The organism is Pontibacter korlensis (assembly GCF_000973725.1).
GTDB classification, from domain to species: Bacteria; Bacteroidota; Bacteroidia; order Cytophagales; family Hymenobacteraceae; genus Pontibacter; species Pontibacter korlensis.
Genome location: NZ_CP009621.1, coordinates 1,379,372 through 1,391,627, shown reverse-complemented (window position 1 = coordinate 1,391,627; position 12,256 = coordinate 1,379,372). Strand labels below are relative to the sequence as shown.

General features: G+C 48.1%; 6 protein-coding genes. All 6 read left to right on the top strand.

Annotation, left to right across the window (positions count from 1 at the left end; all coding sequences use genetic code 11):
* The 6 genes from PKOR_RS05825 to PKOR_RS23360 all read left to right on the top strand — a co-directional run bounded on the left by PKOR_RS05825 (position 1) and on the right by PKOR_RS23360 (position 12,098).
* On the top strand, positions 1–963 hold the full coding sequence (locus PKOR_RS05825) for a PorP/SprF family type IX secretion system membrane protein (RefSeq protein WP_046309667.1): 963 nt from the start codon (positions 1–3) through the stop codon (positions 961–963).
* Between the two features lie 525 nt (positions 964–1,488).
* A complete protein-coding gene (locus PKOR_RS05820) occupies positions 1,489–6,504 on the top strand; it encodes an ice-binding family protein (RefSeq protein ID WP_084694733.1) in 5,016 nt (1,671 codons plus the stop codon).
* A 4-nt stretch (positions 6,505–6,508) separates the two neighbouring features.
* The gene (locus tag PKOR_RS05815) at positions 6,509–7,477 is read left to right on the top strand and encodes a PorP/SprF family type IX secretion system membrane protein (protein WP_235337264.1); all 969 of its coding nucleotides are present in this window, start codon (positions 6,509–6,511) and stop codon (positions 7,475–7,477) included.
* Between the two features lie 16 nt (positions 7,478–7,493).
* Positions 7,494–9,485 carry an OmpA family protein gene (locus PKOR_RS25930; protein ID WP_275451606.1) on the top strand — a complete coding sequence of 664 codons (1,992 nt, stop codon included), beginning with the start codon at positions 7,494–7,496 and terminating at the stop codon, positions 9,483–9,485.
* 304 nt (positions 9,486–9,789) lie between these two features.
* Positions 9,790–10,179: a BlaI/MecI/CopY family transcriptional regulator gene (locus PKOR_RS05805; protein ID WP_046309665.1), complete on the top strand. Its 390-nt coding sequence runs from the start codon at positions 9,790–9,792 to the stop codon at positions 10,177–10,179.
* Complete coding sequence (locus PKOR_RS23360) at positions 10,176–12,098, top strand: M56 family metallopeptidase (RefSeq protein WP_052738735.1); 1,923 nt, start codon at positions 10,176–10,178, stop codon at positions 12,096–12,098. Before PKOR_RS05805 ends, PKOR_RS23360 begins: the two co-directional genes overlap by 4 nt.
* The last annotated feature ends 158 nt before the right edge of the window (positions 12,099–12,256 follow it).

Sequence of the window (12,256 nt, the reverse complement as noted above, 5' to 3'; positions counted from 1 at the left end):
ATGACTAAGCCGCTCATACTTATACTTTCGCTTCTTTTTGCCGTAGCCATGCAGGCTGTGGGGCAGCAACGGCCCCAGTACAGTCAATACATGCTTAACAACTACCTGCTAAACCCAGCTATTTCAGGTATTGAGGACTATGCCGACATCAGGCTTAGCCATCGGCGGCAGTGGGTAGGCATAGATGGGGCGCCAAGCACCTACTATGTGTCGGCTCACACCCCACTGAATAAAGGTGCGGCAAGCAACAAATATCATCGGGCTTTAGCGCACCATGGTGTGGGGGCAACAATACACACTGATAAAACAGGCCCCTTGCGCCGCACAGGAGTAAACGTTTCTTATGCTTATCACCTGCCCCTTACCACCAGCCTGAATGTTTCGGGAGGCGTGTCTACGGGGGTAATACGCAACTCTGTCAACTCTAACGAGCTCGACTTCTCCAACGAGAACGACCCGCTGCTAGGTGGGGGCAACATCAACAATACGGTGCTGGATCTGAACTTAGGTCTATGGCTCTATTCGCGTAACTTTTCGGTGGGCGTAGCGGGAGCGCAGCTGTTAGAAGATGCCGGCAGCTTTAATGCCGACAGGCGTGGTGAGGCAGCACTGCCCTTGCAGCGGCACTACTTTATAACAGGTAGTTATCGTCTGGAGCCTACGGAAAATATAGATATCATTCCGTCCGTTATGGTGAAGCTTGCCGATCCAAGTCCGGCCTCTATCGATGCCAGTTTGCGTGTAATGTACGCCGAGCGCTTCTGGGTCGGTGGCTCCTACCGCCACGAAGATGCCCTGGTGGCAATGGTTGGTGTATACATCAGCCCATTACTAGACCTCTCCTACTCCTATGACTTTACTACTTCAGACTTAAATCGGGTAAGTGCAGGTACGCATGAAGTTGTTCTTGGCTTTAAGCTGCTCAACGACAATCGCATCATTTGTCCGCAGTGGGTGTGGTAAGACTTAACTAGTCTTAATCGTCCTATAAATCAAATTGCCCTGGCCACTGTAAACGCAGTAGCCAGGGCAATTTGATTTATTATCAGTTTATTCTTAAATTTTTTTTGCAGGACCTGTATGTGATGTTATAGGGTTGTGTGGGGTCGCAATAAGGTATAAGTGCAAAAAATAATTGGTGCAGGCAAGTGTATTTATAGTTATAGAATAATGCCGCCGAAGCAATAGAAATAGCATTATCTATATGATCTTATATTGATTGCGGGTGAAATTATTTTAACTTTTGAGTAAATACGGTGTTGCACCAAAAATTGTGAAATTTTAGGTGTATTATAGAGGATAAATGTAGAGTGCAGTTTTAATAATTTTTCAATGTTACTTTTAAAGTCTAATATTGCACCAGAAAAACTGACTCAATGAGTTATCACCGGCAGAAGTGGTTGATTTAGTACAATGTAGTACGCCAGAGCAGAACTCAATGTTTCACTTCAAATAAAGAATTTATAAGAAAATTTTACTATTAATTTAATGAGAAGCTGGTTAGAAAAAGTCATACTATCGCTAGTGTGCTTTTGCATGATGTCTGTTGGGGTTCTTGCTCAGCAGGCGCCAACTCTTGGAGCTCTGTACGAATTTGGAGCAGTCGCATCATCTAGTATTTCGAGCACTGGTAAAACTACGGTGCAAGGTAAGGTTGGAGTGTCTGACGGTAACTTGACTGGTTTCTTGCCAGATGAAGGCAGTGAAGGCACAGCTGTACGAGGCATCCACAAGAATGACGACTTGGCCAAACAAGCTGTGGCAGATGCTCTGGATGCCATGGCTTATATGGCCAGTTTAACAGCTACCAATACCATTTCTAATGGTAACCTTAGTGGTGCAACTTTGAACCCTGGTGTTCATGTAATAAACGGAGCTGCCTCACTAGATGACGGATCAATACTGAAGTTAAACGGAGCTTCGCAGAGTAATCCTGTCTTTATCATCAAAGTTAAGGGCGACCTTACTATAGGAAGAGTAGAAAAGTATGAACTGCAAAGTAATGCTGTGGGGATTAATCTTTTCTGGCTGGTTGACGGAAATGTGGTGGTAAAGAGTGGAGGGGCCGCGCGGGGTAACATCTTTGCCAAAGGCAAGATCACGATGGAGGATGGAGCCCGGTTAAGGGGCCGAGTAATCTCGCCTACTCAAGCAGGGTCTATTATCTTTAGCAGCAATTCTTTAAATCACCCTACTGACTTAGCTGTTCAACTCTCTATGCTTCCGAGTGTCAGCGGGGATGATAAGTATACAATAGGAGAGAAGCTTACCTATAACATTACCGTTCGCAATAATGGGCCTGTTAATGCAAGAGGGGTAAGTATCCCTTTAGGTCAGCTCATTGGCTTAGTTAAGGGCTATACTTCCTCTATGCCAAACAAAACATCTTATGTAGAAAAGACTAACAGTCTTCTGGTTTCCGAGCTGAAGTATCAAGAAGAAGTAACTATTACTGTTGAAGCAGAAGCTAACAGAGCGGGTTCTCATTCGAGCTTAGTAAGTGTTTCTTGGGAGGATATTGATGAGGTAAATTCTAATGATGACAGTGTTGTACGTTTCTGCGTGCTACTATCAGAAATCAGAGAAATTAGCGGACCTGTAGAGATATGTAGGGGAGACGTGCTTGTATATAGCATTGAGAGTGTAGAGGGAGCTACATATTATGAATGGGTAGCTTCCAATGGCTTGGTAGTAAGGGAGCTTGATACACCTAACGCCTCTCTAAGAATAGAGGTAACGGTAGGTGATGATCCAAATTTCCCAGATAATACTGGTTGGATTACGGTTACGCCTGGTAATAGCTGCGGACCTGGTCCTTCAAGAAGTGTTAATTTAAGATTATTATCAGGAGTGCCTTCTCAGCCTAGGCCTATCTCTGGCCCTGACGCTATTTGCCAGGGTGCAACAGGCGTTACTTATAGCATTGCACCAGTTGAAAACGCATCTTCCTATACATGGACCCTGCCAAATGGCTGGACTTTCGCATCAGGGGGTGGCTCTACAATGACTGGGGAGAACCTAACAGAAGTTGTTGTAAATCCAGGGGATAACAGCGGAACTATAACTGTAATCGCTGCAAATGCCTGTGGCGACAGTGAGCCACAAACGCTATATGTACAGGTAAACAACGCTGCACCAGAGGCGCCTTCAGAGATAATAGGCACTTTACAGGGGTGCTTGGATACGGTGGTACCTTATGAGGTGGCAGAAGTGCCTACAGCCACGCGTTATAATTGGACGGTACCTGCTGGCTGGGAAATCCAGTCTGGTCAGGGTACCAGAAAAGTGATGGTAAGAGTAGGCAGCACGGCCGGTGAAATAACAGTAGTTACTGAAAACGGATGTGGTGTTAGCGAGCCGATTTCTAAACCAGTAGAGCCAGTAACATCACCAAGCCCAGCTCCGGGTCAAATTATAGGCGACGTGAATACCTGTATTAATCAAGTTGGTTTAGAATACTCAGTAGAGCCTATTGCCAATGCCACAAGCTATGAGTGGACGGTGCCAAGCGGCTGGGAAATTGTTTCTGGTCAGGGCACTGTTAAAATCGTTGTAAATACTGACGCTAACGGCGGTGAGATTACTGTGGTAGCCTGGAACGATTGCGGTCCTAGTGATCCAAGTACTTTAACTGTGGTACCAACAGAAGATGTGCCACTGCAGCCAGGACCGATATCTGGTATGCAATATGGTTGCGTGGGGAATAACGCTACTTATAGTATAGAAGAGGTTACTGGTACAAACTCTTATGTGTGGACTGTGCCAGCTGGCTGGACGATCGTCTCTGGTCAGGGTACAACTTCAATTGTAGTAGAGACAGGTACAAATAACGGTAAGGTTACTGTAACCGCCATTAACGGTTGCGGTACTGGTGCTGTAAGCGAGCTTGACGTGGTGCCTCAGACAACGCCTCCTTCCCCTCCTACTCCTATCAATGGTCCTGCAGAAGTCTGTGAGAACGGTACTGACTACGTGTACAGTGTGAATCCAATAGCAGGTGTGAACAGCTACATCTGGACTGTTCCTGCTGACTGGACCATCACTGAGGGCCAAGGTACTGCCAGTATAACTGTGACTGCCGGTAAAGTAGGCGGAGTAGTAACTGTGAAAGGCGAAAATGATTGCGGCACAGGAGCGGATGCTAGCCTAAATGTAACCCTGCTACCATCAATCCCTGATCAGCCAGGTGCTATCAACGGGTTGCCATCTGCATGTAATGGACAGCAAAATATAGTATACTCGATCGAGCCAGTGGCAAACGCCTCTTCCTATATCTGGTCAGTTGGCGATAATAATGGCTGGGAAATTGTTTCTGGTCAGGGTACAACCAGAATAGTTGTAAATGCAGGCACTGCATCGACTGTAATTACTGTGAGAGCGGTTAATGCCTGTGGTGTTACTGAAGAGTCGGAGCTAACGGCTATGGTTACTAGTGAGGTGCCAAGAATGCCTGGACCAATCTACGGTAGCACCGTGCCATGTGTAGGCGCCACCTACACCTTTAGCATTGACCCAGTAAAAGATGCTTTCAAGTATAACTGGAGTGTTCCGTCAGGCTGGAGAATTCTAGAGAACAACGGAACATCTATTGTTGTAATTACAAACGGTACAGGAGGTGCAGTAAGAGTATCAGCAGAAAACAGCTGCGGGCCAGGTATAGAGCGTAGCCTGCAAGTGGTGCCATCAACCACAGCACCGGTTGCTCCAGAGGCTATACTTGGTAATGTTGATGTTTGTGCCCGAGGCGAGGCTACTTTCTCTGTTAAAGAAGTAGATGGCGCATCAGGTTATGCATGGAGCGTACCGCTGGGCTGGGCAATTCTATCTGGTCAAGGAACGGCAACTGTGGTAGTACAGGTCGGTACTGTGGCTGGAACTGTTACTGTAACTACATTAAATGAGTGCGGCGATGGCGGTTCTATTTCGCGGGCCATTCTGCTTAACACAGCTCCACCTGCCACACCAGGACCAATAGCCGGGTCGCCGCAAGCATGTACAAACAGCACTGCCACCTACAGCATTGAGTCTGTAAATACAGCGTCTTCTTATGTATGGACTGTGCCTCAGGGCTGGGAGATACTTAGCGGACAAGGCTCTACAAGTATTGAAGTGTTAGTGGGCACAACAGCAGGTAACGTGACTGTAGCAGCTGCAAATAGCTGCGGTGGTAGCGGAACTGCTACATTGGCTGTAGAAGTAGCTGACAATACTCCGGTTGCACCAGGAGCGATAACGGCTCCAACAGGAAGCTTCTGCCTTGGTACTGAGGGCTTGGAGTACAGCATCAGCCCAGTAAGCGGTGCAGCTTCTTATGCATGGACTGTGCCTGCTGACTGGACTATCACTTCTGGTCAGGGAACTACCCGCATTACGGTTACAGCCGGCACAATGGCAGGCCAGGTAACGGTTTCAACTGTAAATGCCTGCGGCAATGGAGGAACAGCTAGTGTGGATGTAGCGCCTCAATCTATTCCAGTAACACCAGAGATTTCTATCGGGTCAGTAAACCCTTGCCAGGACGTAACCACTACATATAGCGTAACAGCCAACACCACCGGAAATGTAGACTCTTACATTTGGGAAGTGCCGGCAGGATGGGAGATTGTATCAGGCCACAATACAAACACAATCGAGGTACTAGTAGACGGCACAGCTGGCACAATCAGAGTAACGGCTGTAAACAGCTGCCAAGCTAGCGGAACAGCTGAATTAGAAGTTGTGCCATCACCAGCTAAGCCAGTTGCTCCAGAAGCCATTGTTGGTGAAACGGGTATTTGCGCTGGCAGTACAGTGAGCTACACAGTTCAGAACCCAAGCAACAGCGCTTCTTACTCCTGGACGGTTCCGCAAGGCTGGGAGATTGTATCAGGTCAAGGTACGGCAACTGTCACCGTAAGAGCAGGGCAAAATGCAGGCACCATCTCAGTAAAAGGTGTAAACGGATGCGGTACTACAGATCCAGCCTCATTAGATGTAGCTGTTATGCCAGCTGAAGGTGCTACCGTTATCAGAGATACCAGTACGCCATGCGAAGGCCTGAGCTATGAAGTAGAGCCAGTTCCGGGTGCCACTACTTATACATGGGCGGTGCCGGCAGGATGGTCTATCACCTCTGGCCAGGGCACACCTAAGATTACTGTAACCGCAGGGTTTGGTAACGGCGACATTTCAGTGGTGGTGAGCAACGGAGGCTGTACTGATGAGCCGCTTTACATTACGCCTCAGCCAATCAGGGCTAATAGCGAACTACACTTCCCGAACGTGTTCTCTCCTAACAACGACGGCACACATGACCGCTGGGAGGTGAGGAACCTGTTAAACTACCCAGATAACGAAGTAACGATCATTAACCGCTGGGGCAACGAGGTATATCACAGCAAGTCTTACAAAAACGACTGGGACGGCGACAACCTGAGCGAGGGCACCTACTTCTACATGGTGCGTGTGAAGCTCTGCGACGGCCAGGATAAAATGTTTAAAGGTTACGTGATGATAGTAAGGTAAGGAGATGAGAACGAACATTAAACCAATAAAGAAACTTCTTGTACTGATAGGCATTGCGCTGGCTCCGTCGGCCTTTGCCCAGCAGGCTCCGCAGTACAGCCAGTACATATTTAATGAGCTGGTGGTAAATCCTGCCTATGCTGGCAGTAAGGAGATAACAAGCATAAACGGTACCTACCGTACCCAATGGACAGGACTTCAGGGTGCGCCTACTTCTCAGACATTGAGTGTAGACGGCCCTACGAACAACAAGAGCTTGGGCTGGGGAGTGCACCTGCTGAACGATGAGATCGGAGCGCAGAGCCAGACATCTGTTTACGGAGCTCTTTCTACCAGAATCAGGCTGGACCGTTACTCTGATCTGGCTCTGGGTATAGCAGCAGGCGTGTCGCAGTATGTATTAGATGGTACCCGATTGGATCCAGGAAGTGAGATGCCGGACCAGGCAATCCCGGAGGGACGGGTATCGCAAGTGCTGCCAGATCTAAAGATTGGTGCTTTCTACAACACTGAGCGCTTTTATGCAGGCCTGTCGGTAGCAAACCTGGTTCCATTCAAAGACAGTAAGACAGAGATAGCCACACCGCGCCGTCACTACTTCCTGTCGAGTGGTTATGTGTTTGACCTAAGCAGAAATGTACGTCTGAAGCCAAGTGTACTGGTAAAGGAAGACTTCAGAAGCCCTACTGCAGTTGACCTGAACTCCTTCGTGCTGCTGTTTGACCGCCTGTGGCTAGGAGCTTCTTACCGTACTGCTTTGCCGATGTTCACGGATCAGCAGATGAAGGAGCTGGATAAGCGCAATGCTGTGGTGCTGATTGCACAGGTGTATGCGACACAGAAGCTGCGCATAGGCTACTCCTACGATATTAGCCTCAACAAATTTAGAAATTACTCAAGCCACGAGGTGTCGGTAGGTTACTACTTCCTGAAGAAGAAGTATGGCCGAATTCTGACTCCAAGAAACCTATAGTTTACAATACCCTTATATGAAGCGCACGTTTACCCTTGCCCTGGTGCTGGTTTGGATGGCAGCCAGCGGATTCATGACTGTGCTGGCACAGGACATGAAGCAGGCTGACAAGTATTTTAACAACTTTGAGTTTAGTCTGGCTCTGGAAGCCTACAAAAAGGTGCTGGAGAAAGAGGAGCCGAGCCTCTTGGTGGTGCAGCGCATTGCCGACAGCTACCGCATCCTTAACAACAGCAAAGAGGCGGAATTCTGGTATGCCCAGGTTATAGCCTTCCCTAATTCAGACCCTGCTAACATTTACCTTTATGCAGAGTCGGCTAAGCGTAATGCTAACTATGACAAGGCAAAGCAGCTGTTTCTAGAGTATAGCGAAAAAGTGCCGGCACAGCGCGAGGTGGCCTTGCGCATGGCTGCCTCGTGCGATACAGCTAAGAAGTGGATGAAAAACCCTAAGCCTTATGTAGTAGAAAAGATGGAGGTGGTAAACTCTGATGGCGCCGACTTCGGTCCTGTGCGTACCAAGGATGGATTACTCTTCTCTTCTGACAGACTGGAAGTAGGCAACAAGCAGCAGACTGCGCGTAACAACTGGACTGGCAATGGCTTTATCCAGATGTACTTTGCGCAAAAGCTGTCAGACACGACCACAACTCTGGCTAATCCGGTGCCGCTACCTCCGTCTATCAACACAGAGTACCATAACGGCCCTGCCGACTACCTGGAGAAAGACCAAACGCTATACTTTACCCGCACGCATGTGGTGAAAAAGAGGGCAACCGGCAGCGTGAACTCTGATCCAACAAGCTGGTTTAAAGGCAGCGATAATGGTACCCACACCAACCGCCACGGCATCTATATGTCTAAATTCAATGGCTCTAAATGGGAAAATGTAGAAGCTTTCAAGTATAATAATACGGATGAATTCTCTATTGGTCATCCTGCCATTTCTCCAGACGGGAAGATACTATACTTTGTATCAGACATGCCCGGAGGCTATGGCGAAACAGATATTTACTATAGTGAGCGCATGGCTGATGGATCTTGGGGAAAACCTACAAACGCAGGGCCTGTAATAAACACCAGCGGCCGCGAAAGCTTTGCAAACTTAGGAGAGGATGGTAAGCTGTACTTCTCTTCCGACGGCCACATGGGTATGGGAGGCTTGGATCTCTTCAGAGCAAATGGTACACACAAAGCATGGACGCAAGTAGAGAATTTACAGTACCCGCTTAATACTTCCCAAGATGATTTTGGCATTGAAGTAGACAGCACAGGTAAAAAAGGGCTGCTTTCATCCAGCCGCTTATCTGATAACGGTTTCGATGACATTCTTACGTTTGAAGAGTACAAGGGCCCATGCTTATTGGTGGGTAGAGTTGTAGAAAAGTTCGCACAATCAGGAACGGTCAAAACTATCATAACGTCGGTGCCAGATGCCATGCTGCAACTGTACGTGGATGGTAGCGAAGAGGCTATTGAGACAAAGTCAGATGCAGAAGGAAACTTCTCTTTCCCAGTAATGGCAGGTACAAAGTACCAGATCAAAGGTAGCAAGAAAGGATACCTGTCGCAGACTGTTGCATTTACACCAGAGTGCTTAAATGATGCCGATACAGTAGAGGTAGAACTGACGTTTATCCGCAGTACACCAAACAAGCCTGTCGTAATTGAGAACATCTATTACGACCTGGATAAGTTTGACATCAAGCCTGCTGCCGCTTTAGAGCTAGATAGGCTGGTGCAGATGATGAAAGACAATCCGCGTATCCGTATCGAGCTTAGCTCCCACACAGATAGCCGCCAGACGCACAAGTATAACCAGGTTTTATCGCAGCTGCGTGCGCAGTCGGCGGTAGATTACCTGGTATCTAAAGGAGTAGACCGTAATAGGCTGGTAGCAAGAGGCTACGGTGAAACAAGGCTTATTAATAAGTGTAGAGACGGCATATCATGTGCTGAAGAACTGCACCAGGAGAACCGACGCACAGAGTTCAAAATCCTGAGGTAAGGGCGCACGAACGCAGATTAACAGAAATACGAAAGAGGCGGCAGGGTTATACCTGCCGCCTCTTTTGCTTTGTAGGTAGTTAAGGCCTGTTTCATTCTGTCTCCTGCAAGTATTTAAGCAGCCTCCTTGGCTTACCTTCTGTCTTTCCCTATAAAAAACAGCATTAGCTCTACCCTCTTCTGCGGTGCAGTAGCATTTGTATGTATGGCAATTACGAAAAAAATCGTAAATAAATGCTTGATGTACGAAACTAATCGTATATACTTGTAGTACAACATTGCAGAAGTATAACCTATTAACAACGATGAGTATACAATCCACACCAAAGCCAACAGAAGCCGAGCTGGAGATTTTACAGGTGCTGTGGCAGCATGGCCCTAGCACAGTTCGATTTGTGCATGAGGAGCTAAGCAAAACAAAGGAAGTAGGCTATACTACTACCTTAAAAATCATGCAGCTGATGACAGAAAAAGAAATGCTGGAGGCCGACAAATCAAGCCGCTCGCACATCTTTAAACCTCTACTGCAGGAGGAGGACACACAACAGCAGCTGTTGAACCGGTTTCTGGATACTGCCTTCCGGGGCTCGGCCAGTAAACTAGTGATGCAGGCACTTGGCAACAGCCGCACATCCAAAGAAGAACTCTATGAGATCAGAAACCTATTAGATAAATTGGAAGGAGGTACAAAATGAACCAAATCGAACACCTGATACCGGAGGGCTTAGTAAGTGCCCTTGGCTGGACCTTGCTACACGCTTTGTGGCAGGGTGCCTTTGTGGCACTACTGCTGAGCCTGCTGTTGGTGCTGCTGCATCGCCACTCAGCCAGAGTCCGCTACATAGTGGCCAGTTCAGCAATGCTCCTGCAACTAGTGCTTTCGGCAGGCACTTTCGCCTACTACTCAAATCACTCACAAGAGGTGCCGGGCCAGTATGGTACAGCTGCGGTTACTACTGAAGCATCTGTTATAACAGTCAGCACCACTCCTTTCTGGGCTGATCCTTTTTCTGTCACCCAGGTATATTTCGAGCAGCAGCTGCCACTTTTAGTAACGCTGTGGCTACTGGGACTAACGCTGATGGCAATCCGGTTTATGGGTGGACTGGCATACACACAACGCCTGCGTCACTATAAAACGTCTGCTATGGGTGTGCAGTGGCAGCAAAAACTAGATGCCCTGCGTGAGCGGTTGGGCGTGCAGCAGTCAGTGCGATTGGTAGAGTCGGCATTGGTAAAGGTACCGATGGCAATAGGTGTGGCGAAGCCGGTTATACTACTACCGATAGGCGCTGTTACAGGCCTTACACAGGCGCAGGTAGAGGCAGTGCTTGCCCACGAGCTGGCGCATATCCTCCGTAAGGATTACTTGCTTAACATGTTGCAGTCTGTAGTAGACATGCTATACTTCTACCACCCAGCTATGTGGTGGGTATCAGGAGTGGTGCGAGCCGAGCGCGAAAACTGCTGCGATGATATTGCTGTAGCTCTTTGTGGCGATACCTTAACCTATGCCCGAGCCCTTACAGAATTGGAAGCCATGCGTATGCCAGCAGCGCCAGGTATGGCAGTAGCTTTTTCAGGCAACAGAGGATCCTTGATGACCCGTATCAAACGTTTGGTAGGTCAGCCACTGAAGCCAACGTTTACAGAAGGGTTCGCAGCTGGGCTAGTGCTGGTAGTAGGCTTGTTGGCCTTGTCTTTCGGGGCAGTAGCGGAGCGGCAGCCATTAGAAGAACAGAAGAAAGTTAAGCCTGCTAAAGAAACCGCTGCAGCTGCAGAGATCTCTGAGGATGATGCAGGTGCTGTAACGTACACGGCTCAGGACGCTCAGGGAAACAACCGCAGCGTCGTTATCATCACCAACAAAAAAGGAAAGGTAAAAGAACTGTACGTGGACGGAAAGCGTATCCCGAAAAAGGACATTGATCAGTATAAGGATCTCGTGGACCAGCGCTTACAGGCAACAAAAAACGCCTCTAAGGCAACGCGCGAGGAGGTTGAGGTAATAATAGATCGACAACAGGAAGCAGTAGCCAGAGGGCAAAGCCGAAGACACTTCAGGGAATTTGAGGTGATGGAAGTTCCACCGGTACCACCGGCTCCAGGTGTACCGCCTGCTCCTCCTGCCCCACCAGCCCCACCAGCAGGGGCAAGCAAAAAAGAAAAGGAAGCGTATAAGCGTGACCTGAAGAAGTATGAGGAAGAACGAAAGCAGTATGAGCAAGAGCTGCAGAAACTGGAGCAGGGCATGATGAGGTACGAAGAAAGAGTCATCAGGAGGCATACCCAACAAGATAGCTTACGACGAACAGAAATGGTACAGCGACACAAAGAACACACAGAAAGAATGAGAGCACACCAGGAAGAAATGAGCGCCCGCAGAGCCGAAATGGAAGTTCGGCGGGAGGAAATGGAAAAGCGTCGTAAGCAGCAGGCTGAAAAAATGCAGCAGATGAAGAAGGAGTTGGTAAAGGACGGCTTGATAGAGAGCGACAGCAGCAACCTGAGCATTCAAATCAATAATGATGAGCTGCTCATTAACGGCAAAAAGCAGCCTCAGGAAGTATACAACAAGTATAAAAAGTGGTTGGCACCAGATAAGGAGGAGTAGCTTCTGCCTTAGCCGCGGCTAGACATATTTCATAATAAAGCCTACCTTTGAAGTAAAGAAAGGTAGGCTTTATTATTTTAAGTAGCTGGCAGGCTATACTTTATAACAGGGGAAAGTATCCCTGTATACGGTAAATTGCGTAAGTATGCAGTGCCTGC

Coding starts and splice junctions, on each gene's coding strand:
- PKOR_RS05825 (WP_046309667.1), top strand. CDS start 1: ATGACTAAGCCGCTCATACTTATACTTTCGCTTCTTTTTGCCGTAGCC.
- PKOR_RS05820 (WP_084694733.1), top strand. CDS start 1,489: ATGAGAAGCTGGTTAGAAAAAGTCATACTATCGCTAGTGTGCTTTTGC.
- PKOR_RS05815 (WP_235337264.1), top strand. CDS start 6,509: ATGAGAACGAACATTAAACCAATAAAGAAACTTCTTGTACTGATAGGC.
- PKOR_RS25930 (WP_275451606.1), top strand. CDS start 7,494: ATGAAGCGCACGTTTACCCTTGCCCTGGTGCTGGTTTGGATGGCAGCC.
- PKOR_RS05805 (WP_046309665.1), top strand. CDS start 9,790: ATGAGTATACAATCCACACCAAAGCCAACAGAAGCCGAGCTGGAGATT.
- PKOR_RS23360 (WP_052738735.1), top strand. CDS start 10,176: ATGAACCAAATCGAACACCTGATACCGGAGGGCTTAGTAAGTGCCCTT.